Source organism: Hydrogenophaga sp. FW305-3-2-15-A-LB1, assembly GCF_058787875.1.
Map to the genome: position 1 here is coordinate 1 of NZ_JBYTAE010000018.1, position 22,424 is coordinate 22,424.

A 22,424-nucleotide genomic window follows, 5' to 3' on the forward strand; every position below is an offset into this window, starting at 1 on the left:
GGACTGCGGCGGCCGGTGGCAGCGGGGCGTCGGGATGGGGGTTGCGCGTCATGGAGGCGGATGATGCGCGAGCCGCGCCGCCGAAGCGATGGACGTTTCGGCCCGATTCAGGTACTTTTCCGGCATCGCCTGCCACCCGCCCCTGCCATGACCGCCTCCCCCTTGCTGCTCGTTCCCTTCCGGGAAGTCCGCCACGACCAGCCCGACGACTGCCTGCACTACGAGTCCGTGGCGGTGCGCGGCGCCGAAATGGACTGGACGATTCCGGCCCACCGGCACGAGGGTTTGCACCAGTTCCAGTTCCTCGCGCACGGCAGCGTGCGCGGCACCATCGACGGCCAGGACTTCGAGGCCCAGGCCCCGGTGATGCTGCTGCTCGCGCCGGGTTCGGTGCACGGCTTCACCTACACGCCCGACGCCGTGGGCCACCAGGTCACGCTGCCCACCACCACGCTGCGCCAGCTGCTGGGCGGCTCGAACCTGGTGGACGACGGGCTGGGCACCTCCTGCGTGTTGCCGCGCCTGCAGGACGGGGACGAGGCGGAATGCGCGAACCTCTTCGCGCAGGTGGCGCGCGAGTTCCGCGCCCAGCACCCGGGCCGCGTGCACGCGCTGCTGGCCAGCGCCACGCTGCTCGCGGTGCAGTACCTGCGCCGCCGCGGCGAGCACTTCAAGCGCGAGCGCGGGCAGGGCGAGCGCGACGCGCTGGTCAAGCGCTACCTCGCGCTGGTCGAGCAGCACTACCGCGAGCACGAGCCGCTGAGTTTCTACGCGTTGGCCCTGGGTGTCACGCCCGACCACCTCAGCCGCACCTGCCGCCACGTGGCGCGCCAGTCGGCGCTGCAGATCCTGCACGAGCGGCTGATGCTGGAGGCGCGCCGCCTGCTGGCGTATTCGTCGCTGCCGGTGGCGCAGGTGGCGCAGCAACTGGGTTACGACGACGCGGCCTACTTCAGCAAGTTCTTCGGCCGCGCGGTGGGCAACACGCCCTCGGACTACCGCGCGCTGGTGGCCAGCGGGGTGCGCGGCGCGGCCTGACGAAACGCCGTGCGGGAGGTCAGTCGAGCGCTTCGCGGCGCGCGAACCGCACCACCGTCACACCCCGACGGGCCTGCCGCGTCGAGGGCATCACGAGCACACAGTCGTCGTGCGGCGTCACCACCGGCTCGCCGTCGTTGTCCCCGATGACGGTGCCCGCGTGGGCAATCGTCTCCAAACCCAGGAAGCGCTCGGTGAAGAAGAAGCGGGGGCTTCTCGCCACCACCGCCCCGGTCACGTGCAGCGCCCACTGCCGGGGGGCGTCGGGCTGCCTCCACCCTGGCATCCATCGGAGCGCGCCCGCATGCGTGACCGTGCCGGCCTGAAGCAGGAAGCGCGCGCACTGATCGCGGGCGACATCGAGGCTGGTCGAGTCGCCGTGATAGCCACATTCGATGAGCAGGGAGCGCGTGTCGGGCGCGTCCTCGTCCGGCAGGCCGAACTGGCCATAGTCCCGCATGCGCACCCCGTCCTGATGACCCGTGTCCACGACCACGTGCGCTGGCGCGCCCAGCTGGCGCGCCAGCGCCAGGTTGCGCCGGTGCAACCCCACCAGCGAGAGCGGTTGTCCTGGCTCGTGCATGGAGTGCAGGTCCAGCAGCCATTGCGCGCGTTCGACAAAGGGCTCCAGGGCGGCAGCGCGTTGGCGTTCGCGGGTGTCGGCACCGCGCAGGCGCTCTGGCGTCCATTGCCGGTTCATGTCTTCGTCGATGAACCGAGATGCATCGCTGTCGGCCGGGTCGAAGCGGTCGAAGGCCGCCAGATTGCAGAACGCCAGCGTGAGCGAACCGGCCTCGGGCCGCAGGCCCGCCTCCAGGAGTTCCTTCACCGCCCAGGCACCACACAACTCGTTGCCATGCACCAGCGCGCTCAGCATGACGCGGCGGCCGGCCACGCCGGTGTCGAAGTGCCACACGCCTTCGACGCCGGTGTTGCCGACGCGCCAGCGGCCGAGATCGGGAGGGCTGAGGGAGAACATGGGATGGCTCATTCCTTGATGTTCGCGAAGTCGACGATCTTCTGGTACTTCGCCGACTCCGTGGCGAGAAACCCGTTCATCTCGACGTTGAGCGGCGCCACGGTCGACCCGCTGTCCTCCAGCTTCTTGCGGAACTCCGGTGTCTGCAGGGATTCGGCGAGCGCGTTGCGCAGGCGCACCGTGATCGCCTCGGGCAGATTGGGTGGCGCCATCAGGGCAAACCAGACACTGATGTCTATCTGGTTGAGCGAGGGGTGATCGGCCAGCGGCGCGATGTCCAGGGCGACGGCCGAGCGCTTCTTCTCGGTGATGCCCAGGGCCACCACCTTGCCACCGCGGATGTGCGGCAGCCCGCTGGAGAGCACGTACACACCGAAATCGACCGTGCCGGCGTACAGGTCTGTCGTCAGCGGGCCGACACCGCGGTAAGGAATATGCGACATGAAAAGGCCGGCCTGCTGCTTGGCCATTTCCGCCGACAGGTGCAGCGCGGTGCCCACCCCGGAGCTGCCGTAGATGTACTTGCCAGGCCTGGACTTGACCGTCTTGATGAACTGGTCCACCGTCTTGACGCCGCTCTGCGTGGAGGCCACCAGCACCATGGGCTGCGACGCCACCAGCCCGATGGGCGTGAAATCCTTGTAGCTGTATTTGACCGAAGACGAAATGAGGCGGTTGATCGCGATCTCGTTGTTGGCCCCCAGGAGAAGCGTGTAGCCGTCCGGTGCCGCCCGCGAAACCTTGTGCGCGCCAATGGCACCGCCCGCGCCGCCCACGTTTTCCACGATGACGGCGACGCCCAGCTTCTTCGCCAGCTGGTCGGCCACGGCCCGGCCGGTGAGGTCGGTGCTCCCGCCGGGTGGGTAGGCCACCACGACCGTGATCGGACGCTCTGGATAGGCGCCGGTCTGGGCCAGCGCGGCAGGCGCCAGGCCCACGGACAGCACCATCGGCAGGACGGTGGAAAGGACGCGGTGAAGGTTTCTCATGTGGGTCTCCTCTTTGAACAACCGCGATTCTTGGTGTCGGGGCCTTTCGCCAAGGTGCTGAAACGGCACCTTTCAGTGCCTTTTTGACATCAGCCCACGCAGGAGACCTCCCAGAGCCTTTCCGCCAGCGATGAGAGGCGCCGTTTGGTGCGGACCATCCGGATCTCGAAAACGACCTCCAGCGCCTTGCCGGCCAGCGGGGTGACCTTTCCTGCCTTGTGGGCCCCCACCACCAGCGACCAGGGCAGCCATGCAACGCCCAGTCCCTTGAGCACGTACTCCAGCAGGGCGTCGGCCGAATCGCATTGCAGAGTGGGCGTCAGACGCGGGGCTTGGGCATGGTTCGAGAGGTGATCGGAGACCAGCTGTCCCAGCGCCAGCGTGTTGGCGTAGGCCAGATAGGGCACGGGTTTGCTGGACGAGAAGTTGTAGAGCGGCTTTCCGCCGGCGCTGGCGCGCGACACCGGCACCAGCCGGTCGTGTGCCATGGTGTGCTGCAGGTACCGGGAGGGTTGCAGGCGCACGCTGATGGCGGGGTGGTAGTAGGTCAGCAGGAAGTCGGCATCGCCGCGCTCGAAGCGCTGCAGCGACTCGCCCATCGACCCGGTGCGCACATGGACCAGCGCCCCGGCAGTGTGGGCCCTGATTCGCCACAGCCAGTCGGCGGCCAGCGTCCGGGCCAGGGTACGGCCGGTGGCCAGCGTGAGAACGTTCTGCCCGGGGAAAGCGTGGTCCTGGATCTCGCTGCGGGCGGATGCCAGTGCATCCACCGCTTGCCGCGCATGCTGGAGCAGGGTTTCTCCGGCGGGGGTGAAGCTCACCGGCGCGCCATCCCGCGACACCAGCTCCGCGCCGGCCCATTGTTCCAGGCTGCGGATCCGCCGGCCGAACGCGGGGTGGGTGACATGGCGCCGAGCCGCGGCCCGCACGAAGCTCTGGGTCTCGGCCAGGGCAATCAGGTCTTCCAGCCATTTGATCTGCATGGGGTGGTCCTCGTTGAAGGGATGGCACATGATGCGTGGAAGTGGTCATGTGGGTTTTGAGTAGATTCCTGTGCCTTCAGACCATGGTTGAGGGGGCCCCCGTCTCCTAGCATTGGCCCGACTCGAACACCCTTGTTCGGGGCCATCACCAAAACAGGAGACAAGCAGCATGGATCTGAAACTGTGGGCCGCCGCGTCCGTTGTCGCCGCCGCCAGCGTGGGCGTGGCCCAGGCTCAAACCGCCCAGCAGGGCAAACTGTCGAACGACGTGCTGCGCATCGGCGTGTTGACCGACATCTCCGGCGTCTACGCCGACATCTCGGGCAAGGGCGCGGTCGAGGCCGTGAAGATGGCCGTGGAGGACTTCGGCGGCAAGATGTTCGGCAAGCCGATCGAGGTGGTTTTCGCCGATCACCAGAACAAGGCCGACGTGGGCGCCGCGAAGGCGCGCGAGTGGTACGACTCGGGCAACGTGGACATGATCAACGACCTCGCCAACTCCGGCGTGGCGCTGGCCGTGGCCGGCGTGGCGAAGGAGAAGAAGCGCCACGCCATCGTGAACAACGCGTCCAACGTGGGCGTGACCAACGCGCAGTGCTCGCCCTACGCGGTGCACTACACCTACGACGCGTACGCCCTGGCCAACGGCACGGGCAAGGCCATCGTGGAAGGCGGCGGCGACACCTGGTTCTTCCTGACGGTGGACTTCGCCTTCGGCATCGGCCTGGAGCAGCAGGTGGGCGACGTGGTGCGCAACGCCAAGGGCCGCGTGGTGGGCGCCGCGCGCCACCCGCTGGGCACGACGGACTTCTCGTCCTACGTGCTGCAGGCGCAGGCCTCCAAGGCCAAGATCATCGGCCTGGCCTCCACCGGCAACGACACGATCAACGCGATCAAGGCGGCCAACGAGTTCGGCCTGACCAAGAACCAGAAGCTCGCCGCGCTGCTGCTGTGGATCCAGGACGTGCACGCCCTGGGCCTGCCGACCGCGCAGGGCCTGCAGCTCACCAACGCCTGGTACTGGGACATGAACGACGAGACGCGCGCCTTCGCCAAGCGCTACCAGCAGCGCGTGGGCGGCCAGATGCCCAACATGGCGCACGCGGGCGACTACTCGTCCACCCTGCACTACCTCAAAGCCGTGCAGGCCGCCGGTTCCGACGACCCGGACGCCGTCTCGGCCAAGATGCGCGAGCTGCCGATCAACGACATGTTCGCCAAGGGCGGCAAGATCCGCGAAGACGGTCGCATGGTGCACGACATGTACCTGTGGCAGGTGAAGACGCCGGCCGAGTCCAAGTACCCGTGGGACTACCTGAAGCTGGTGAAGACGATCCCCGGCGAGCAAGCCTTCATGCCGCTGGCGCAGAGCACCTGCTACCTGGTCAAGAAGTAAGAAGCCCCCCGTTGCTTGCTCACTGCGTGTAGCCGCATACCCCCCACCGGGGGGCGGGCCGGCCGCTTCGGAGCGGCCGTGCGCAGCGGCCCCTTGATTGCCTCTCTCCACCATGTCTTCTATCCTCGAAACGCAGGGCCTCTCGCGCAGCTTCAACGGGTTTCACGCCGTCTCGAACGTGAACCTGTCGGTGCGCGAAGGCAGCATCCACGCCCTCATCGGCCCCAACGGCGCGGGCAAGACGACCTGCTTCAACCTGCTCACCCGCTTCATCGACGCGAGCGCCGGTCGCATCCGCTTCCAGGGCCAGGACATCACGCGCACACCGGCCGACGCGGTGGCGCGCCTGGGCCTGGTGCGCTCGTTCCAGATCTCGGCCGTGTTCGGCCAGCTCAGCGTGTTCGAGAACGTGCGCCTGGCGGTGCAGCGCCGCCGCGGCCATTCGCTGGACTGGTGGCGCAGCGACCGCGCGCTGGCCCAGTACGACGGCCGCACCCGCGAGCTGCTGGACGAGGCCGGGCTCTCGGCCTGGGCCGAGCACAGCGCCGGTGAACTGCCCTACGGCCGCAAGCGCGCGCTGGAGCTGGCGACCACGCTGGCGCTGGAGCCGCGCGTGCTGCTGCTCGACGAGCCCATGGCCGGCATGGGCGCCGAGGACATCGCCCACGCGGCGGCGATGATCCGCCAGGCCGCGCGCGGGCGCACCGTGCTCATGGTGGAACACAACCTCTCGGTGGTGGCCGACCTGTGCGACCGCATCACCGTGCTGGCGCGCGGCGAGGTGCTGGCCGAGGGCGACTACGCCAGCGTTTCGCGCGACCCGCGCGTGGTCGAGGCCTACCTGGGCCATGGCCATGGCGGCCAGCGCAAGCACCACAAGGCGGAGGCCCCGCATGGCTGAACCGCTGCTGACCCTGCGCGACGTGAGGGCCTGGTACGGGCCGAGCCAGGCCCTGCACGGCGCGAGCCTGGACGTGCGCGAAGGCGAGCTGGTCACGCTGCTCGGCCGCAATGGCGCCGGCAAGTCCACCCTGCTCAAGACCGTGATGGGCATGATGGGCCGGCGCCAGGGCTCGATCCGCTTCCAGGGCCGGGAACTCATCGGGATGGCGCCGCACCACATCGGCCGCTTGGGGCTGGCCTTCTGCCCGGACGACCGGGGCATCTACGCCTCGCTCACGGTGCGCGAGAACCTGCGCCTGCCGCCCGTGGTGGCCGAGGGCGGCATGAGCGAGCAGGCGCTGTACGAGCTGTTCCCCAACCTCGCGCAGCGCGCCGGCTCGGCCGGCACGCACCTCTCGGGCGGCGAGCAGCAGATGCTGGCGATCGCGCGCATCCTGCGCACCGGCGCGCGCGTGCTGCTGCTGGACGAACCCACCGAGGGCCTGGCCCCGGTGATCGTGGACCGCATCGGCGAGCTCATCCGCCAGCTGAAAGGGCAGGGCTACACCATCGTGCTGGTGGAGCAGAACGTGCATTTCGCGGCCGAGCTGGCCGACCGGCACTGCCTGATGGAATCGGGCCGCATCACCGACACCTTCGACGCGGCCACGCTGCTGCGCGATTTCGACGCCATTACCGCCAGGATCGGAGTCTAGAGATGGCGCATCCTGTAATCGGAAGGGCGAAATCCCGTCAACCGTTTGAACGTGTTGGAGAACGCGAACGGGTTCACGTAGCCCACGCTGCGCGCGATCGCCTCGACCTTCTCGTCGCTGGTGGCCAGCAGGTGGGCCGCGTGCGCGATGCGCAGCGTGGCGAGCTGGCGGCCGGGGCTGCGGCCCAGGTTCTTCTGGCACAGGCGGCGCAGGTGCTCCTCGCTGGTGTTGGCCAGGCTGGCCAGGTCGGCCAGGGTCCAGTCGCGCGCCAGGTCGGCCTTCACCGCGTTCCACACCGGCACCAGGCGCGGCTCGCGCTGCAGCGGTTCGAGCAGGCGGGCCACGTAGCGCTCGATCACGTCCACCCACACCACGCAGGTGCCGGGGTCGGCCGCGCCCTGCATCTCGCCGTGCAGGCCGAGGATGGCGTGCTCCAGCACCTGGCCGTCGAACGGGCTCATGGTCGGGGCCATGGCACCGTCCACCGAGCGCACCGAGTCGGGCATGAAGCGCACCCAGGCCAGCCGCCAGCGCTGGTCCGGCACGCAATGGAAGGCGTGCAGCACGTGCGCGGGCGCGAAGCTCACGCTGCCGGGCTTGTGCGGGTACCAGCGGCCGTCGAGCAGGGTCTGGCCTTCGCCGCTCAGGCAGACCTGCATGAAGGCCCCGCTCAGGTGCGTGCGCACCACCGTGTAGGGCGCGGCCGCGTCCACCACCGCCACGTGGGCGATGTGGCGCGCGGCCAGGGCATCGCAATGTTCGGCGCGCACCACCGTCTGCACGGTGGCCTCGCCCAGCACATGGGTTTCTGTGGAGATATCGGGATGTTTCATCGACATGGCCTGCGCATCATAGAGAGGAAGGCTGTATGACGGAGGTGTTCGGTTTGCCGCTGCCGGTGCTCGCGGGCCAGGTCATGCTGGGGCTGGTCAACGGCTGCTTCTACGCCGTGCTCAGCCTGGGCCTGGCCGTGATCTTCGGCCTGCTGCGCATCGTCAACTTCGCGCACGGGGCCTTCTTCATGGCCGGTGCCTTCGGCGCCTGGATGCTGCAGCGCTACGCGGGCCTGGGCTACTGGGCCGCGCTGCTGCTGGTGCCGCTGGTGGTGGGTGGCCTGGGCGGCGTGTTCGAGCGCGGCCTGCTGCGCCGCCTCTACGGTCTGGACCCGATCTACGGCCTGCTGCTCACCTTCGGCCTGGTGCTGGTGCTCGAAGGCGGTTTTCGCGTGGCCTTCGGCACCTCGGGCCAGCCCTACCCGGTGCCGGCCAACCTGCAGGGCGTGTTCAACCTGGGCTTCATGGTGCTGCCGATCTACCGCGCCTGGGTGATCTTCGCGGCGCTCGCGGCCTGCCTGCTCACCTGGTGGCTGATCGAGCGCACCTCGCTGGGCGCGCGGCTGCGCGCCGCCACCGAGAAACCGGCGCTCACGCAGTCCTTCGGGGTGAACGTGCCGCGCCTGCTCACCTTCACCTACGCCGGCGGCATCGCGCTGGCCGCCTTCACCGGCGTGCTGGCCGCGCCCATCCTGCACGTGAACTCGGGCATGGGCTCCAACCTCGTGATCATCGTGTTCGCCATCGTCGTCATCGGCGGCATGGGCTCGGTGTTCGGCTCCATCGTCACCGCGCTGGGCATCGGCGTGATCGAGGGGCTCACCAAGGTCTTCTATTCGGAGGCATCGACCACCGTGATCTTCGTCGTCATGGCCCTGGTGCTGCTGTTCCGCCCGCGTGGCCTGTTCGGCAAGGAGGGCTCCGCATGAGCAAGACGCTCGCTCCCTGGCAGAAGGCCTTCGTCGGGGTCCTGCTGTTGCTGCTGCTCGCGGTGCCCTGGGTGCCGCAGGTGGTCTACCCGGTGTTCGTGATGAAGCTGCTGTGCATGGCGCTGTTCGCCTGCGCCTACAGCCTGCTGCTCGGCTTCGGCGGCATGATGTCCTTCGGCCACGCGGCCTTCTTCGGCAGCGCGGCCTACATCACCGGCCTGGTGGTGAAGATCTGGGGTCTGCCGCCCGAGCTGGGCCTGCTGGGCGGCACGCTGTTCGCGGCGCTGCTGGGCGCGGTGTTCGGCGCGCTGGCCATCCACCGCCAGGGCATCTACCTGGCCATGGTCACGCTGGCGCTGGCGCAGATGGTGTATTTCATCTTCCTGCAGCTGCCCTTCACTGGCGCGGAAGACGGTCTGCAGCAGATCCCGCGCGGCACGCTGTTCGGCTTCATCGACCTGCGCAACGACACCGCCATGTACCACCTGGTGCTGCTGCTCACCGTGGCCGGCCTCTGGCTCATCCACCGCGTGGTGCGCTCGCCGTTCGGCCACGTGGTGGTGGCGATCCGCGAGCACGAGCCGCGCGCGCGTTCGCTCGGCTACCCGGTGGAGCGCTACAAGCTCACGCTGTTCGTGCTCTCGGCCGCGCTCTCGGGCCTGGCCGGTTCCATGAAGGCCCTGGTGTTCCAGCTCGCCGCGCTGTCCGACGTGCACTGGCACCTCTCGGGCGACGTGGTGCTGATGGCCCTGCTCGGCGGCATGCACACCGTGTTCGGCCCGGCCATCGGCGCCACGCTGGTGGTGGGCCTGCAGTACTACCTCGACGCCTTCGGCGGCTGGGTGACCCTGGTCACCGGCCTGATCTTCATGGCGTGCGTGCTCTCGTTCCGCAGCGGCATCGCCGGTGCGATCGATGCGCTCAGAACCCGTCCGCGCCCCGGGCCCTGAGCCCGCGGCCCCCTTCACGTTTCCGTTTTCCGTTTCAAGGAGATTTTCATGCCGCGTTTCGAACGCCAAGCCCTGATGGCGAAATTCCAGGACATGGTGCGCCAGCGCCAGCCCATCATCGGCGGGGGCGCCGGCACCGGCATCTCCGCCAAGTGCGAAGAGGCCGCCGGCATCGACCTGATCGTGATCTACAACTCGGGCCGCTACCGCATGGCCGGACGCGCCTCCTCGGCCGGCCTGCTGGCTTACGGCAACGCGAACGACATCGTGCTGGAGATGGCCGGCGAGGTGCTGCCGGTGGCGAAGAAGACGCCGGTGATCGCGGGCGTGAACGGCACCGACCCCTTCATCGTCATGCCGGTGTTCCTGAAGAAACTCAAGGAACTCGGGTTTTCCGGCGTGCAGAACTTCCCGACCGTGGGCATCATCGACGGCAATTTCCGCCAGAGCCTGGAGGAGACCGGCATCAACTACGCGACCGAGGTCGAGATGATCGGCCAGGCCCACGCCATCGACCTGCTGACCACGCCCTACGTGTTCTCCGCCGAGGAGGCCGTGGCCATGACCGAGGCCGGTGCCGACTTCATCGTGCCCCACATGGGCGTGACCACCGGTGGCACCATCGGCGCCACCACGGCCAAGTCGCTCGACGAATCGGTGAAACTCATCGACGAGTGGGGCGAGGCGGCGCGCAAGGTGCGCAAGGACGTGATCGTGATCGCGCACGGCGGCCCGATTTCCAGCCCGGAAGACGTGGCCCACGTGCTCAGGCACAGCCGGCATTGCAATGGCTTCTACGGCGCCAGCAGCATGGAACGGCTGCCGACGGAGATCGCGATTAAGTCGCACGTGGAGCGCTACAAACAAGTGACTTTCTGAATTCGAACCACCACAGGAGACAGGACATGGCCAGGGTCTACGTGAGCGCGGTGATGGACGCGACGCTGGAGGAGGCGTGGGCCTACCTGCGCGACTTCGGCGCGCTCGGCAACTACCACCCGTACTTCGAGAACTCCTACATCGAAGACGGCAAACCGGCCGACCAGGTCGGCTGCGTGCGCCACTTCACCGTGCGCGACGGCGGCGGCTTCCTGCGCGAACAGCTGCTCGCGCTGTCCGACGACACGCACCGCTGCCGCTACAGGATCCTGCACATCGACGCCGACTGGAAGAACTACGTGGCCGAGATGCACCTGCTGCCCATCACCGAAGGCAACCGCTGCTTCGGTGAGTGGTGGGCCGAGTGGGACGTGCCGGCCGACCAGGAGGCCGAGGCGGTGGAGCGCGTGAAAGGCACCTTCCGCACCTTCTTCGAGTGCGTCAACGCGCACCACGGCAAGACCCGATGACCACCGCGCCAGCCGCCGCGTGGGTGGTGGGCACCTTCGACACCAAGGCCGCCGAGCTGGACTACCTCGCCGGCCTGCTGCGCGCGGCCGGCGTGCGCGTGCTGACGGTGGACATCGGCACGCGCAGCGCGAGCGGCGTGGCCGACATCGACGCCGCCGCCGTGGCGCGGCACCACCCCAAGGGCGCGGCGGCCGTGTTCGAGCCCACCGACCGGGGCGAAGCGGTGATCGCGATGAGCGAGGCGCTGAGCGCGCTGGTGCGCGAGCGCCTGGGCGCAGGCGGGATCCAGGCCATGCTGGGCGTGGGTGGTTCGGGTGGCAGCTCCATGATCGCGCCGGCCATGCGCCTGCTGCCCATCGGCATGCCGAAGCTGCTGGTCTCCACCATGGCGGCCGGCGACGTCTCGGCCTACGTGGGCGTTGTGGACCTCACCCTGATGTACCCGGTGACCGACATCGCCGGCCTGAACCGGCTCTCGCGCACCATCCTGGCCAACGCGGCGCACGCGCTGGCGGGCATGCTGCAGCACCACGCGCCGACGGGCCACGGGGCCGACAAGCCTTCCATCGGCCTGACCATGTTCGGCGTCACCACGCCCTGCGTGCAGGCTGTGCGCGGGTTGCTCGAGGCCGATTTCGACACCCAGGTGTTCCACGCCAACGGCGCGGGCGGTCGCACGCTGGAGGCCCTGGCCGCCGCCGGCATGTTGCGCGCCGTGGTCGACATCACCACCACCGAGGTGGGCCAGCACCTGGCCGGCGGCGTGTGCGACGCCGGGCCGAACCGGCTCGACGCCGCCGCGCGCCATGGCCTGCCCTGGGTGGGCTCGGTGGGCGCGCTGGACATGATCAACTGGGGCGCGCCGTCCACCATTCCCGAACGGCACCAGGGCCGCACCTTCCACGTGCACAACGCCAACGTGACGCTGATGCGCAGCAACGCCCAGGAGCTGGAGGCGGCGGCGCGGCGCATCGCCGAACAGCTCAACCGCGCCCGGGGCCCGGTGCGCCTGCTGCTGCCGCTGGGCGGCTTGTCCATGATCGACGCGCCCGGCCTGGCTTTCCACGCGCCCCAGGCCAACGCGGTGCTGTTCGACACGCTGGAGCGCCTGTTCGAGGCGAGCGACACGCACCGGCTGATCCCGCTGCCGTTTCACATCAACGACCCGGCCTTCGCGGCGGCCGTGGCCGAACAGCTGAGGGCGGTGGTGTAAGGTTGCCGCATGAGCAACGCCACCGACCCCACCGAACAGGCCAAGGCCTTTTTCTTCGAAGGCAACGCCCTCTTCGAGGCCGACCGGCTCGACGAGGCGCAGAGCCGCTACGAGGCCGCGCTGGCCCTGGTGCCGGGGCGGCCGTCCATCCTGGCCAACCTGGGCGTGACCCAGTGCCGCCTGGGCCGCTGGCCCGAGGCCGTGGCCACGCTGGCGCAGGCCACCCAGGCCGACCCCACCCACCGCGACGCCTGGGTCGCGCTCGGCCTCTCGCACGAAGCCCTGTCGAACTGGGCCGGCGCCGCGCACGCGCTGCAGCAGGGCGTGCGGCTGGGGGCGTCCACCGCGCAGATCCACCTGTCCCTGGCGATGTGCCTGCTGCGGCTGGACCGGCCCGACGACGCGCTGGCGGCGCTGGACCGGGCGCTCGCGCTCGACCCGACCCTGGCCGAGGCCTGGAGCCAGCGCGGCAGCGTGCTGCGCGACGCCGGCCGGCACGCCGAGGCCGCGCGCTGCTTCGAGCAGGCCCTGGCCCACGGCGGCGACGAAACCCTGCACCGCTTCTACCTGGCCTCGGTGAAGGCCGGCGAGGCCACGCCACCGCAGCCGCCGCGCGCCTACGTGGAAGCGCTGTTCGACGAGTACGCCGACGATTTCCAGCACCACCTGATCCACCAGCTGAAGTACCAGGCGCACGAGACCCTGCTGGCGCCGCTGCGCGTAGGCGGCCGGCGCTACCCGCTGGTGCTGGACCTGGGTTGCGGCACCGGCCTGTGCGGCCAGCTCATCCGCCCGCACGCCGACGCGGTGGACGGCGTGGACCTGGCCCAGGCCATGGTCGAGCAGGCGCGGGCCAGCGGCGCCTACCGCCAGGTGGTGCAGGGCGAGCTGCTCGAATTCCTGCGCGCGCGGAATGAACCCGCCGACCTCGTGATCGCCGCCGACGTGTTCATCTACGTGGGCGCGCTCGACGGCGTCTTCGCCGCGGTGCGCGAGCGCCTCCAGCCCTCGGGCTGTTTCGCCTTCTCGGTCGAACTCGCCACCGGCGCCGAAGAACTGCAACTGCGGCCCAGCCTGCGCTACGCGCATGCCCCGGCCTATGTGGAGCGCCTGGCCCGGTCGCACGGCTTCCAGGTGCGCCAGACCTGGCAGGCGCCGCTGCGCGAAGACCAGCAGAAACCGGTGATGGGCCTGTACGTGCTGCTGGAGCCGGCCGGCGCCCCATAACGCGGCCCTATACCCGAATCGCCATTCCGTATTGGTCAGCGCGTGGCGCGCTTCCTAGACTGTGGGCCACTCAACAGCCACCATGGAAAGCGCATGACCAAGCCACACGTCGATCTGTACTGGGACATCGGCAGCACGAACACCTATTTCGCGTTCAAGCTCCTCCAGCCCATCGTGGCGCGCCACGGCGCCGAACTCGTGCTGCACCCCTACAACCTGGGCTACGTGTTCCGCAACAACGAGTACGAGCTCATGAAAGAGTCCAAGGCCAAGCTGCGCTACCGCAAGCGCGACCTGATGCGCTGGGCCGAGAAGCACCAGCTGCCGTTCCAGATCCCGCGCCAGTTCCCGATCAAGTCCAGCCGCGTGCTGCGCGGTTCGCTGGCGATGCGCCAGAAGGGGCTGGAGCTGCCCTTCGTCGAAGCGGCGCTCGAGGCCTACTGGGAACAGGGCAACGCGGGCATCGTGGAATACGCGGGCCTGCGCCCCATCGCCGAGCGGCTCGGCGTGGACCCGGACTGGTTCGAGGCCACCAGCGCCAGCGACGAGACCGGCGCCCAGCTCGCCAAGAGCACGGACGACGCGGTGGCGCGCGGCGTGTTCGGCGTGCCCATGATGTTCGTGGGCGACGAGATGTTCTGGGGCAAGGACCGGCTCGATTTCATGGAAGACGAGCTGGCGCGCGCCACCGCCTGAGCGTTTCTCCCGCGCCCCTTCACAAAACGCCGGCTTCGAGCCGGCGCTTTTTTGGGGGGTGGGTGTCAGACGACCCGCGCCCCGCGCAAGGCCTCGATCTGCGCCGCGTCCAGGCCGGCCAGGCGCGTGAGCACCTCGTCGCTGTGCGCGCCCGGCAGCGGGGCCGGCTGGTCGTAGCCGCCCGGGGCGGCGCTGAACTTGATCGGAAAGCCCGAGCCCGCGGCCACCATGGTGGAGCGGCTCAGCGGGTTCCACAGCGGCACCGCCATCTGGCGCTGGACCATCTGGTCCCAGCGCAGCACACCGTGGATGTCGCGCACCGGGCTGCAGGCCAGCTTGGCCTGCGCCAGACGGGCCTCGACCTCCTCGGTGGTGATGGTCCGCGCCCACGACGCGACCACCTCGTCCACCTGGGCGTTGTTCGCCAGGCGCCAGGCGACCGACATCATGTCCGGGTCGTCCTGGAGGTCGCGGCGTTCCATCACTTCCAGCAGCGCGAGCCAGTCGTCGTGCGTGGCCGCGCCGAGCGTGACCCAGCCGTCGCGCGTGCGGTAGGCGTTGAAGGGCGAGAAACGCATGATGCGGTTGCCCTGCTGGGGCTGCAGGCCGAGCTGCGGGTAGCAGTCCAGCGGCTCGTCGAAGATCAGCGAGAACAGGCAGTCGGCCATGGACACGTCGATGGCCTGGCCCTCGCCGGTGCGGTCGCGGTGCAGCAGCGCGGCCACGATGCCCAGCGCCGCGAACACGCCCGAGATCGCGTCCGACACCGGCGAGCCGGCCTTGGTGGGCGCGCTGCCTGGCTGGCCGGTGATGCTCATCAGGCCCACGGCGGCCTGCACCATCAGGTCGTAGGCCTTGAGGTGGCGGTCCGGCCCGGTGGCGCCGTAGCCGGTGAGCGAGCAGTACACGATGCGCGGGTTGGCTTCCTTCAGCGCCGCGTAGCCCACGCCCAGGCGCTCGGCCACGCCGGCGCTGAAGTTGTCCACCACCACGTCCGCGTGGCGCACCATGCGCAGGAAGATCTCGCGCCCCTCGGCGCTCTTGAGGTTGAGCGTGGCCGACTTCTTGCCCCGCGCGCGCTTGAGGTAGGCAATGCCCATGTCCTCGTCGGTCTGGCGCTGGAAGCTCACGCCCTGCGGGCCCGCGAAGGGCGGCGCGAAGGCGGTCGGGTCGCCGGTTTTCGGGTCGTCGATCTTGATGACCTCCGCGCCCAGGCCGGCCAGGAACAGCGTGCCCTGGGGGCCGGAGAAAAAACGCGTGAGGTCGAGAACGACCACGCCGTCGAGGATCTTTGCAGTCATGGGCCCACCGTTGGAAATGTGCGCCGCAGTGTAGGCAGCGGGTCCGCGCGGGGGGAAATAGGTCTTTGACGTGGCGGTATCGCGCCGTCCTATGGGGGCGGCACGGGCGAGGCGCCGGGCCATTGGCCCGCCTCCACCCGCCGGTGCGTGACCTCGGTGATGAGCTCGACGATGCGGTGCGCCGCGCTGCTCAGGGGCACGATGTCGAAGGTGCACAGCGACAGGCGGCGCTGCAGCGCCGGCTCGGTGATGCGCTGCACGCGCAGGCCGGCCGTGCCGCCCGGAATGGCCGCCGAGCCGATGGTGGCGCCCACGCCGCTGGCCACCACCGCGCGGATGGTGGCCAGCGAGTCGAGCTCGGCCAGCACGCGCATCTCGTGCCCGGCGGCCTGGAAGGCCGCGTCGATGATCTGGCGCGTCACGTTGGAGCGGCCGGGCAGGGCCAGCGCGCAGGGCGCGGCCTGGGCCAGCGACACCGTGTCGCCATCGCCCACGCCCTGCGCCGACATCAGGAACAGGTCCTCGATCAGCAGCGGGCGCACGTCCAGGTGGCTGGAGACCTTCTGGCGCGCCGTGCCGGTGTCCGGCGCCAGCGGCTCGAACAGCAGGCTCATCTCGATGCGGCCGTTGACCACCAGCTCTTCCAGGTGGCCGCTCAGGCTCTCGGTGATCTGCAGCTGGATGTCGGGGTACTTCGCGGCGGCCTCGGCGATCAGCGAAGGCGCGAGCAGCGTGGCCGCGCTGCTGGGCAGGCCCACCGAGACCAGGCCCTGCGGGTAGTCGCCGGCGTGCTGCACGTCGGTGCGCATGCGCTCCATCTGGCGCAGCATGGCGCGCGCGTGGCGGTAAAACACCTCGCCCGCTTCGGTGGCCGAGACGCCGCGCACGCTGCGCGAGAGCAGCTTGACCTTGAGCTCGTCCTCCAGGTTGGCCATCTGGTGGCTGAGCGCGGGCTGGGCGATGAACAGGTCGGCGGCGGCGCGCGAGACGCTGCCCAGTTCGACGATGCGCACGAAGTACTTGAGCTGGCGGATTTCCATCGGGCCATTGTCCTATCGGCCCTTGGGGGGCTCCATATCTTTTCACGATGCCCCAAGCCCGACACGGTATTGGCGCACCTTGGCCATGCGCACCATCATCACCGCCCATGATCGATCTCTACTTCTGGAGCACGCCCAACGGCTACAAGGTCTCCATCCTGCTGGAAGAGCTGGGCCTGCCCTACCGCGTCATTCCCGTGCACATCGGCAAGGGCGAGCAGTTCCGGCCCGAGTTCCTCAGGATCAGCCCGAACAACAAGATCCCCGCGCTGGTGGACCCCGAGGGCCCGGGCGGCGCGCCGATCGCGCTGTTCGAGTCGGGGGCCATCATGATGTACCTGGCCGAGAAGCAGGGCTGGGCCTTCCTGCCGCAGGACCTGCGCGCGCGCTATGACGTGGTGCAGTGGCTCATGTTCCAGATGGGGGGGGTCGGCCCCATGCTCGGGCAGGCGCACCACTTCCGCAAGTACGCGCCCGAGAAGATCGAATACGCGATCGACCGCTACACGAAAGAGGCGCGCCGGCTCTACACCGTGATCGACCGCCGCCTGGCCGAGGCCGAGTACCTCGCGGGCGACCAGTACTCGATCGCCGACATGGCGACCTACCCCTGGCTGCGCGCCCACAAGTGGCAGGGCCAGGACCTCGCCGACTTCCCTCACCTGCAGCGCTGGTACGCGGTGGTGCGCGCGCGCCCGGCGGTGCAGCGCGGCCTGGCCGTGCTGGAAGAGAAGGTCGACCGCTCCGGCGCCAAGCCCACCGGCGAGCGCTGGGACAACCTGTTCGGCGCCGGCCAGTTCTCCCCCTCGGAAAAGACCCCATGACCCAGAAGACCCCCATGCTCACCGGCTACCGCGTGCTCGACATCACGCAGATCGTGGCCGGCCCGACCTGCACCCGCATCCTGGCCGAGATGGGCGCCGAGGTGGTCAAGCTCGAACTCGCGCCCTTCGGCGACCGCACCCGCGTGGGCGGCCTGCGCTCCAACCAGCCCGAGCACAAGCGCTGCTCGCAGAGCACCTACTTCATCCAGCACAACCACTCCAAGAAAAGCCTGGCGCTGGACTTCAAGAGCGAGCGCGCGCGCGAACTCATCAAGGCCATGGTGCCGAAGTTCGACGTGCTGGTGGAGAACTTCTCCCCGGGCGTGATGGCGCGCGCGGGCCTGAGCTACGACGAGCTGAAGGCGATCAACCCGAGGCTGGTGATGTGCTCCATCTCGCTGGCCGGCCAGGCCGGCGAGCTGGCGCAGAAGCCGGGCTACGACTACGTGGCCCAGGCCTATGCCGGCATCACCGACCTGATCGGCGAGCGCGACGGCGAGCCCGCGCTGATCACCATGGCCATCGGCGACGCCTCCACCGGCGTGGCGGCGGCCATGGCGGTGGGCTTCGCGCTGCTGCACCGCGAGCGCACCGGCGAGGGCCAGTACATCGAGACCTCGCTGCTCGACACCTACTTCAACATGCACGAGGTGGCGGTGCCGCGCGTGAGCCTGCGCAAAAACCACACCCCGGTGCGCACCGGCTCGCAGCACCCCGACGGCGGGCCGACCGGCATCTTCCGCTGCGGCGACGGCAGCTACCTCACGCTGGCCACGCTGCCGCACCAGTGGACGGCCTTCGTCGAGGCGCTGGGCCAGCCGGAGCTGCTGAAGGACGAGCGCTTCGCCACCGCCGCGCTGCGGCGCGACCACAACGAGGCGCTCAAGCACCTCCTCGAAACCTGGCTGGGCGGCTTCACCACGCGCGACGAGGCCATCGCCGCGCTGGAACGCCACCGCATTCCCTGCGCGCCCGTGCTCACCCTGCGCGAGGCCATGGCGCACCCGCACCTGCGCGAACGCGGCGTGGTGCGCGAGGTGCACGACCCCTACATCGGCCGCTTCGACATCCCGGGCCCGCCCGCGCGCTTCTCCGCGTGGCGCGTGCCGGGCGGCCTGCGCGCCGACCTGCTGGGCGAGCACAACGAGGAGATCCTCAAGTCGCTCGCCGGGCTGGACGACGACGAGATCGGGCAGCTGTACCGCGACGGCGTGCTGGTGCGCGACCCCCTGCTGAACGCGGACCGCGAATGGACCGAGAAGACGGAGGCCTGAGACCGCCGCGACCCCATCGACCGAACCACAACGAAGGAGACAAAGATGAAGAAACGGATATTCACCCTGGCCATCGCGCTGGGCCTGGGCAGCGCCGCGCTGGCCCAGGAGTTCCCCCAGCGCCCGGTGACGCTCATCGTGCCGTTCTCGGCCGGCGGGCCGACCGACGTGGTCGCGCGCCACCTGGCCCAGGCCATGGGCAAGTCGCTGGGCCAGCCGGTGGTGGTGGAGAACCGCGCCAGCTCGGGCGGCATCGTCGGCACCGAGGCCGTGGTGCGCGCCGAAGCCAATGGCTACACGCTGCTGATCCACAACATCGGCATGTCCACGCTGCCCGCGCTCTCGCGCTCGCTGCGCTTCAACCCGGCCACCGACCTGGACTTCATCGGCCAGGTGGCGGACGTGCCCATGACGCTGGTGGGCAAGCGCGACCTCGAACCGACCGGTTTCAAGGCGCTGCACCAGTACATCACGCTCAACCAGAAGAAGATCAACCTCGCCAACGCCGGCATCGGCACGGCCTCGCACCTGTGCGGCCTGATGCTGATGAGCCGGCTGAACCTGGCCATGACCACCGTGCCCTACAAGGGCGCCGCGCCCGCCATGGCCGACCTGCAGGGGGGCCAGGTGGAGCTGCTGTGCGACCAGATCACCACCACGCTGGGCCCGATCCAGGCCGCGCGCGTCAAGCCCTACGGCAGCACCACGCGCGAGCGCCTGCCCTCGCTGCCCGAGCTGCCGACGCTGAGCGAGCAGGGGGTTGACGGGCTGGAGGTCACGGTCTGGCACGGCGTGTACGCGCCGAAGAACCTGCCCAGGCCCGTCACCGAAAAGCTGGTGAAGGCGCTGCAGGACGGCCTGGCCGACCCGGCGTTCCGCGACAGCCTGCAGAAGCTGGGCGCCCTGCCCGTGAGCAAGGACAAGGCCACGCCCGAAGGGCTGGGCAAGCACCTGCGCCAGGAGATCGCGCGCTGGTCGCCCGTGATCCGGCAGGCCGAGGCCTATTTGGACTGAGCGTTTTCGGTCAGTCCTTGCGTCGCGCCACCCAATAGGTGGCGCCCTCGGCGCCATAGCGCTCGGCGTGCGGCACCTCGCCGTCGATCTGGAAGGTGTCGCCCGCGCGCAGCTGGCGCGTGAGGTCGCCCACCGTCAGCCACATCTCGCCGCGCGTGACCACCGCCTTGGCGGCAAAGGGGTGGGTGTGCATGTCCAGCACCGTGAAGGGCGCCCACTCGCGCTCGATCACCTCGTCGTAGCCTTCGATCAGGGCCTGAAGGCGAAAGGCCTCGAAGTTGGCAGGGTTCATGGAAAGGCATTGTGGGCCATCGGGTGGCGGGGTGAGGCGTTAGCATGGAGGGCTTGTGCACAGTGAAACGAGGCGCTCCATGTCCCACATGCTCCTGATCCTTGAACCGGCCGGCCAGCGCGGCACCCGCACCGAGGCCCAGGGCCGCGAGGCGTACGCCAGCATGCAGCGTTTTGGCGAGTCGCTGCGCTCGCGCGGCAAGCTGCTGGCGGCGGAATCGCTGGCCTCCCAGTCCCAGGGGGTGCGGGTGCACACCGGCGGCGGCAAGGCCCAGGTGGTGGACGGGCCGTTCGCCGAAGCCAAGGAAATGATCGGCGGCTTTTTCCTGCTGGACTGCGCCAGCATGGACGAGGCCGTGGCCATCGCCCAGGAGTGCCCGGCCGCCGAATGGGCCACCGTCGAGGTGCGCGCCCTCGGGCCGTGTTACGACGACAGCCGGGCCTGAATCCCGGCCTCAGGGTTTTTCCTGGGGTGTTTCTGTCGGCGCTTGTCGAAAACCGCGGGGCTGGTTCGTCGTGCCTGTTGAAGATCCCCATTTCAACAGGAGTTCTTGATGAACGCACCCGCCCGCATCCAGCCTTGCCTGTGGTTTGACACACAGGCCGAGGAGGCCGCACGGTTCTACGTGTCGGTGTTCCCGAACTCGCGCATCGGCGCGATCACCCGCTATGGCCCTGGCGCCCAGCTGCCCGAGGGCACGGTGCTCACGATCGATTTCGAACTCGACGGGCAGCCGCACACCGCGCTCAACGGCGGGCCGCATTTCCGGTTCTCGCCCGCGATCTCCCTCCTGGTGCGCTGCACTTCGCAGCAGGAGGTGGACCACTACTGGCAACACCTCTCGGCCGTGCCCGAGCAGGAGCGCTGCGGCTGGCTGCAGGACCGCTACGGCCTGTCCTGGCAGGTCGTGCCCGAGCAGCTCATGGCCCAGCTGCAGCACCCCGACGCGGCGCGGCGCCAGAGCGTCACGCTGGCCATGCTCGCCATGGGCAAGCTCGACATCGCGGCCCTGCAGCACGCCTTCGACCACCCCTGAACCCCTCTCCAGGAGACCCACCATGCGATTCATGATCATCGTCAAGTCCTGCGACGAATTCGAAGCCGAGACCTCGCCCGCGCCCGACGAGGCGCTGATGGCCGAGATGGTCCGCTACCACGAGGAACTGGCCCAGGCCGGCGTGCTGCTCGACGGCTCGGGCCTGCACCCCAGCCGCAAGGGCTGGCGCATCCAGTACAGCGCCGACGGCAAGAAGCGCGTCGTCGACGGCCCGTTCGCCGAGTCCAAGGAACTCATCGCCGGCTACACCCTGATCCAGGTGCGTTCGCGCGAGGAGGCGATGGAGTGGAGCCGCCGCTTCCCCAACCCGGCGGGCGCCGGCAAGGAGGCCGTGATCGAACTGCGCCAGCTCTACGAGATGGAGGATTTCCCGCCCAGCGAGCCATTGGAAGACTTCAAGAAGCTCGACGCCATGCACAACCCCCAGCGCTGAGGAGCCGCCACCATGCTCAAGATCCTTGCTTTGCTGATCGGCGTGGCCATCGCCGCCCTGCTGCTGTACGCCGCGAGCCGGCCCGACCGCTTCCACGTCGAGCGCTCCACCACCATCCAGGCGAGCGCCGAGCGGCTGCACCCGCTCATCAACGACCTGCAGCGCTTCAACACCTGGAACCCCTACGCCCGCAAGGACCCGGCCATGCAGGGCCAGTACAGCGGGCCCACCGCCGGCCCCGGCGCGGTGTACGAGTTCCAGGGCAACAAGGACGTGGGCAAGGGCCGCATCGGCATCACCGCGTCCAGCGCGCCCTCCTGCGTGACCATGCAGCTCGACATGTTCGAGCCCTTCGAGGGCCACAACGTCGTCACCTTCAGCCTGGTGCCCGAAGGCGAGGCCACCCGCGTGACCTGGGCCATGGATGGCCCCAGCCCCTTCATCGCGCGGCTCATCGGCGTCTTCATGAACATGGACCAGATGATCGGCCGCGATTTCGAGGCCGGCCTGTCTTACCTCAAGTCCCAGGCCGAGAAGCCGGCGGCGTCCTGAACCTTCTTCAACCCCTCACCCTTCGAAAGGAAGCACCATGTTTCGCCAGATCTTCGTCAACCTGCCCATCAAGGACATGGCCCGCTCGCAGGCCTTCTTCAAGTCGCTGGGCCTGAACTTCAATCCGCAGTTCACCAACGAGCAGGGCGCCTGCCTGGAGGTGGGCGAGAACATCTTCGCCATGCTGCTGGTCGAGCCCTTCTTCCAGGGCTTCACCAAGCTGCCGATCTCGGACGCGAAGAAGGCCACCGAGGTGCTGGTGGCGCTCTCGGTCGACCACCGCGCCCAGGTGGACGAGGTGGTGGCCAAGGCGGTGGCCGCCGGCGCCACCACGCCGAACGCGCCGATGGACCACGGCTTCATGTACCAGCACGGTTTCGCCGACCTCGACGGCCACCAATGGGAGGTGTTCTGGATGGACATGAGCGCCGCCCCCGCGCAGATGTAAATTCGGCC

At 69.2% G+C, this 22,424-nt stretch carries 26 protein-coding genes; 19 read left to right on the forward strand and 7 right to left on the reverse strand.

Going from position 1 to position 22,424, the window contains the following annotated elements:
* The first annotated feature begins 147 nt into the window (after positions 1-147).
* Positions 148-1,038 (forward strand): AraC family transcriptional regulator, encoded by an 891-nt coding sequence (locus tag AC3WPZ_RS07445; RefSeq protein ID WP_382321905.1) that lies wholly within the window; start codon positions 148-150, stop codon positions 1,036-1,038.
* A 19-nt stretch (positions 1,039-1,057) separates the two neighbouring features.
* Here the strand turns inward: AC3WPZ_RS07445 and AC3WPZ_RS07450 are convergent, their stop codons facing one another.
* The 3 genes from AC3WPZ_RS07450 to AC3WPZ_RS07460 all read right to left on the reverse strand — a co-directional run bounded on the left by AC3WPZ_RS07450 (position 1,058) and on the right by AC3WPZ_RS07460 (position 3,989).
* Positions 1,058-2,017, reverse strand: coding sequence for a M14 family metallopeptidase (locus AC3WPZ_RS07450; protein WP_492438940.1), 960 nt, complete (start codon positions 2,015-2,017; stop codon positions 1,058-1,060).
* An 8-nt stretch (positions 2,018-2,025) separates the two neighbouring features.
* Entirely contained in the window at positions 2,026-3,006 is a 981-nt protein-coding gene (locus AC3WPZ_RS07455; RefSeq protein ID WP_492438942.1) for a Bug family tripartite tricarboxylate transporter substrate binding protein, read from the reverse strand.
* Positions 3,007-3,095: 89 nt separating this feature from the next.
* Positions 3,096-3,989: a LysR family transcriptional regulator gene (locus AC3WPZ_RS07460; protein WP_492434131.1), complete on the reverse strand. Its 894-nt coding sequence runs from the start codon at positions 3,987-3,989 to the stop codon at positions 3,096-3,098.
* A gap of 169 nt (positions 3,990-4,158) precedes the next feature.
* Between AC3WPZ_RS07460 and AC3WPZ_RS07465 the strand changes: the two genes are divergently transcribed.
* From AC3WPZ_RS07465 to AC3WPZ_RS07475, 3 genes are all read left to right on the forward strand, one after another.
* On the forward strand, positions 4,159-5,385 hold the full coding sequence (locus AC3WPZ_RS07465) for an ABC transporter substrate-binding protein (protein WP_444687406.1): 1,227 nt from the start codon (positions 4,159-4,161) through the stop codon (positions 5,383-5,385).
* A 112-nt stretch (positions 5,386-5,497) separates the two neighbouring features.
* Positions 5,498-6,286, forward strand: a complete 789-nt coding sequence (locus AC3WPZ_RS07470) for an ABC transporter ATP-binding protein (protein WP_492438945.1) — start codon at positions 5,498-5,500, stop codon at positions 6,284-6,286.
* A complete protein-coding gene (locus tag AC3WPZ_RS07475; RefSeq protein ID WP_382154258.1) occupies positions 6,279-6,983 on the forward strand; it encodes an ABC transporter ATP-binding protein in 705 nt (234 codons plus the stop codon). Before AC3WPZ_RS07470 ends, AC3WPZ_RS07475 begins: the two co-directional genes overlap by 8 nt.
* Here AC3WPZ_RS07475 and AC3WPZ_RS07480 read toward each other — a convergent pair.
* Positions 6,980-7,816 (reverse strand): helix-turn-helix transcriptional regulator, encoded by an 837-nt coding sequence (locus tag AC3WPZ_RS07480; RefSeq protein ID WP_492438947.1) that lies wholly within the window; start codon positions 7,814-7,816, stop codon positions 6,980-6,982. The genes AC3WPZ_RS07475 and AC3WPZ_RS07480 overlap by 4 nt on opposite strands.
* Before the next feature lie 35 nt (positions 7,817-7,851).
* Here AC3WPZ_RS07480 and AC3WPZ_RS07485 point away from each other — a divergent pair, with 35 nt between their 5' ends.
* The 7 genes from AC3WPZ_RS07485 to AC3WPZ_RS07515 all read left to right on the forward strand — a co-directional run bounded on the left by AC3WPZ_RS07485 (position 7,852) and on the right by AC3WPZ_RS07515 (position 14,181).
* Positions 7,852-8,745 (forward strand): branched-chain amino acid ABC transporter permease, encoded by an 894-nt coding sequence (locus AC3WPZ_RS07485; protein WP_444687403.1) that lies wholly within the window; start codon positions 7,852-7,854, stop codon positions 8,743-8,745.
* A complete protein-coding gene (locus AC3WPZ_RS07490) occupies positions 8,742-9,695 on the forward strand; it encodes a branched-chain amino acid ABC transporter permease (RefSeq protein WP_492438950.1) in 954 nt (317 codons plus the stop codon). Before AC3WPZ_RS07485 ends, AC3WPZ_RS07490 begins: the two co-directional genes overlap by 4 nt.
* Positions 9,696-9,743: 48 nt before the next feature.
* Positions 9,744-10,574: a phosphoenolpyruvate hydrolase family protein gene (locus AC3WPZ_RS07495; protein WP_444687401.1), complete on the forward strand. Its 831-nt coding sequence runs from the start codon at positions 9,744-9,746 to the stop codon at positions 10,572-10,574.
* A 26-nt stretch (positions 10,575-10,600) separates the two neighbouring features.
* Complete coding sequence (locus tag AC3WPZ_RS07500) at positions 10,601-11,044, forward strand: SRPBCC family protein (protein WP_382154270.1); 444 nt, start codon at positions 10,601-10,603, stop codon at positions 11,042-11,044.
* On the forward strand, positions 11,041-12,258 hold the full coding sequence (locus AC3WPZ_RS07505) for a Tm-1-like ATP-binding domain-containing protein (RefSeq protein WP_492438952.1): 1,218 nt from the start codon (positions 11,041-11,043) through the stop codon (positions 12,256-12,258). Before AC3WPZ_RS07500 ends, AC3WPZ_RS07505 begins: the two co-directional genes overlap by 4 nt.
* Before the next feature lie 9 nt (positions 12,259-12,267).
* Complete coding sequence (locus AC3WPZ_RS07510) at positions 12,268-13,485, forward strand: tetratricopeptide repeat protein (RefSeq protein ID WP_492438954.1); 1,218 nt, start codon at positions 12,268-12,270, stop codon at positions 13,483-13,485.
* 93 nt (positions 13,486-13,578) lie between these two features.
* A complete protein-coding gene (locus tag AC3WPZ_RS07515; protein WP_382154279.1) occupies positions 13,579-14,181 on the forward strand; it encodes a 2-hydroxychromene-2-carboxylate isomerase in 603 nt (200 codons plus the stop codon).
* Positions 14,182-14,246: 65 nt separating this feature from the next.
* Here the strand turns inward: AC3WPZ_RS07515 and AC3WPZ_RS07520 are convergent, their stop codons facing one another.
* On the reverse strand, positions 14,247-15,482 hold the full coding sequence (locus AC3WPZ_RS07520; protein WP_382154282.1) for a CaiB/BaiF CoA transferase family protein: 1,236 nt from the start codon (positions 15,480-15,482) through the stop codon (positions 14,247-14,249).
* A gap of 89 nt (positions 15,483-15,571) precedes the next feature.
* Positions 15,572-16,522, reverse strand: a complete 951-nt coding sequence (locus tag AC3WPZ_RS07525; protein ID WP_444687398.1) for a LysR substrate-binding domain-containing protein — start codon at positions 16,520-16,522, stop codon at positions 15,572-15,574.
* 107 nt (positions 16,523-16,629) lie between these two features.
* Between AC3WPZ_RS07525 and AC3WPZ_RS07530 the strand changes: the two genes are divergently transcribed.
* From AC3WPZ_RS07530 to AC3WPZ_RS07540, 3 genes are read left to right on the forward strand one after another with little or no spacing between them, the layout of a single operon-like run.
* Positions 16,630-17,346 (forward strand): glutathione S-transferase N-terminal domain-containing protein, encoded by a 717-nt coding sequence (locus AC3WPZ_RS07530; RefSeq protein WP_382328236.1) that lies wholly within the window; start codon positions 16,630-16,632, stop codon positions 17,344-17,346.
* The gene (locus AC3WPZ_RS07535; protein WP_492438957.1) at positions 17,343-18,620 is read left to right on the forward strand and encodes a CaiB/BaiF CoA transferase family protein; all 1,278 of its coding nucleotides are present in this window, start codon (positions 17,343-17,345) and stop codon (positions 18,618-18,620) included. The genes AC3WPZ_RS07530 and AC3WPZ_RS07535 overlap by 4 nt, the downstream gene beginning before the upstream one ends.
* A 45-nt stretch (positions 18,621-18,665) precedes the next feature.
* The gene (locus AC3WPZ_RS07540) at positions 18,666-19,634 is read left to right on the forward strand and encodes a tripartite tricarboxylate transporter substrate-binding protein (protein ID WP_492438959.1); all 969 of its coding nucleotides are present in this window, start codon (positions 18,666-18,668) and stop codon (positions 19,632-19,634) included.
* Positions 19,635-19,644: 10 nt separating this feature from the next.
* On the opposite strand, the gene AC3WPZ_RS07545 is transcribed toward AC3WPZ_RS07540, so the two are convergent.
* Complete coding sequence (locus AC3WPZ_RS07545; RefSeq protein WP_382154296.1) at positions 19,645-19,926, reverse strand: cupin domain-containing protein; 282 nt, start codon at positions 19,924-19,926, stop codon at positions 19,645-19,647.
* Between the two features lie 79 nt (positions 19,927-20,005).
* Between AC3WPZ_RS07545 and AC3WPZ_RS07550 the strand changes: the two genes are divergently transcribed.
* The 5 genes from AC3WPZ_RS07550 to AC3WPZ_RS07570 all read left to right on the forward strand — a co-directional run bounded on the left by AC3WPZ_RS07550 (position 20,006) and on the right by AC3WPZ_RS07570 (position 22,416).
* Entirely contained in the window at positions 20,006-20,371 is a 366-nt protein-coding gene (locus AC3WPZ_RS07550) for a YciI family protein (RefSeq protein WP_492438961.1), read from the forward strand.
* Positions 20,372-20,479: 108 nt separating this feature from the next.
* Positions 20,480-20,962 (forward strand): VOC family protein, encoded by a 483-nt coding sequence (locus tag AC3WPZ_RS07555; RefSeq protein ID WP_382154299.1) that lies wholly within the window; start codon positions 20,480-20,482, stop codon positions 20,960-20,962.
* A 22-nt stretch (positions 20,963-20,984) separates the two neighbouring features.
* The gene (locus AC3WPZ_RS07560; protein WP_291111214.1) at positions 20,985-21,416 is read left to right on the forward strand and encodes a YciI family protein; all 432 of its coding nucleotides are present in this window, start codon (positions 20,985-20,987) and stop codon (positions 21,414-21,416) included.
* Between the two features lie 12 nt (positions 21,417-21,428).
* A complete protein-coding gene (locus tag AC3WPZ_RS07565; protein ID WP_492438963.1) occupies positions 21,429-21,968 on the forward strand; it encodes an SRPBCC family protein in 540 nt (179 codons plus the stop codon).
* 37 nt (positions 21,969-22,005) lie between these two features.
* A complete protein-coding gene (locus AC3WPZ_RS07570) occupies positions 22,006-22,416 on the forward strand; it encodes a VOC family protein (protein WP_382154305.1) in 411 nt (136 codons plus the stop codon).
* Positions 22,417-22,424: the final 8 nt, after the last annotated feature.

What these genes read in the sequence shown, in the direction of transcription:
- AC3WPZ_RS07500 (WP_382154270.1), top strand. Translation starts at nt 10,601, where the DNA reads ATGGCCAGGGTCTACGTGAGCGCGGTGATGGACGCGACGCTGGAGGAG.
- AC3WPZ_RS07465 (WP_444687406.1), top strand. Translation starts at nt 4,159, where the DNA reads ATGGATCTGAAACTGTGGGCCGCCGCGTCCGTTGTCGCCGCCGCCAGC.
- AC3WPZ_RS07480 (WP_492438947.1), bottom strand. Translation starts at nt 7,816, where the DNA reads ATGAAACATCCCGATATCTCCACAGAAACCCATGTGCTGGGCGAGGCC.
- AC3WPZ_RS07520 (WP_382154282.1), bottom strand. Translation starts at nt 15,482, where the DNA reads ATGACTGCAAAGATCCTCGACGGCGTGGTCGTTCTCGACCTCACGCGT.
- AC3WPZ_RS07570 (WP_382154305.1), top strand. Translation starts at nt 22,006, where the DNA reads ATGTTTCGCCAGATCTTCGTCAACCTGCCCATCAAGGACATGGCCCGC.
- AC3WPZ_RS07490 (WP_492438950.1), top strand. Translation starts at nt 8,742, where the DNA reads ATGAGCAAGACGCTCGCTCCCTGGCAGAAGGCCTTCGTCGGGGTCCTG.
- AC3WPZ_RS07485 (WP_444687403.1), top strand. Translation starts at nt 7,852, where the DNA reads ATGACGGAGGTGTTCGGTTTGCCGCTGCCGGTGCTCGCGGGCCAGGTC.
- AC3WPZ_RS07450 (WP_492438940.1), bottom strand. Translation starts at nt 2,017, where the DNA reads ATGTTCTCCCTCAGCCCTCCCGATCTCGGCCGCTGGCGCGTCGGCAAC.
- AC3WPZ_RS07540 (WP_492438959.1), top strand. Translation starts at nt 18,666, where the DNA reads ATGAAGAAACGGATATTCACCCTGGCCATCGCGCTGGGCCTGGGCAGC.
- AC3WPZ_RS07495 (WP_444687401.1), top strand. Translation starts at nt 9,744, where the DNA reads ATGCCGCGTTTCGAACGCCAAGCCCTGATGGCGAAATTCCAGGACATG.
- AC3WPZ_RS07565 (WP_492438963.1), top strand. Translation starts at nt 21,429, where the DNA reads ATGCTCAAGATCCTTGCTTTGCTGATCGGCGTGGCCATCGCCGCCCTG.
- AC3WPZ_RS07510 (WP_492438954.1), top strand. Translation starts at nt 12,268, where the DNA reads ATGAGCAACGCCACCGACCCCACCGAACAGGCCAAGGCCTTTTTCTTC.
- AC3WPZ_RS07475 (WP_382154258.1), top strand. Translation starts at nt 6,279, where the DNA reads ATGGCTGAACCGCTGCTGACCCTGCGCGACGTGAGGGCCTGGTACGGG.
- AC3WPZ_RS07535 (WP_492438957.1), top strand. Translation starts at nt 17,343, where the DNA reads ATGACCCAGAAGACCCCCATGCTCACCGGCTACCGCGTGCTCGACATC.
- AC3WPZ_RS07505 (WP_492438952.1), top strand. Translation starts at nt 11,041, where the DNA reads ATGACCACCGCGCCAGCCGCCGCGTGGGTGGTGGGCACCTTCGACACC.
- AC3WPZ_RS07560 (WP_291111214.1), top strand. Translation starts at nt 20,985, where the DNA reads ATGCGATTCATGATCATCGTCAAGTCCTGCGACGAATTCGAAGCCGAG.
- AC3WPZ_RS07550 (WP_492438961.1), top strand. Translation starts at nt 20,006, where the DNA reads ATGTCCCACATGCTCCTGATCCTTGAACCGGCCGGCCAGCGCGGCACC.
- AC3WPZ_RS07470 (WP_492438945.1), top strand. Translation starts at nt 5,498, where the DNA reads ATGTCTTCTATCCTCGAAACGCAGGGCCTCTCGCGCAGCTTCAACGGG.
- AC3WPZ_RS07455 (WP_492438942.1), bottom strand. Translation starts at nt 3,006, where the DNA reads ATGAGAAACCTTCACCGCGTCCTTTCCACCGTCCTGCCGATGGTGCTG.
- AC3WPZ_RS07545 (WP_382154296.1), bottom strand. Translation starts at nt 19,926, where the DNA reads ATGAACCCTGCCAACTTCGAGGCCTTTCGCCTTCAGGCCCTGATCGAA.
- AC3WPZ_RS07555 (WP_382154299.1), top strand. Translation starts at nt 20,480, where the DNA reads ATGAACGCACCCGCCCGCATCCAGCCTTGCCTGTGGTTTGACACACAG.
- AC3WPZ_RS07530 (WP_382328236.1), top strand. Translation starts at nt 16,630, where the DNA reads ATGATCGATCTCTACTTCTGGAGCACGCCCAACGGCTACAAGGTCTCC.
- AC3WPZ_RS07460 (WP_492434131.1), bottom strand. Translation starts at nt 3,989, where the DNA reads ATGCAGATCAAATGGCTGGAAGACCTGATTGCCCTGGCCGAGACCCAG.
- AC3WPZ_RS07525 (WP_444687398.1), bottom strand. Translation starts at nt 16,522, where the DNA reads ATGGAAATCCGCCAGCTCAAGTACTTCGTGCGCATCGTCGAACTGGGC.
- AC3WPZ_RS07445 (WP_382321905.1), top strand. Translation starts at nt 148, where the DNA reads ATGACCGCCTCCCCCTTGCTGCTCGTTCCCTTCCGGGAAGTCCGCCAC.
- AC3WPZ_RS07515 (WP_382154279.1), top strand. Translation starts at nt 13,579, where the DNA reads ATGACCAAGCCACACGTCGATCTGTACTGGGACATCGGCAGCACGAAC.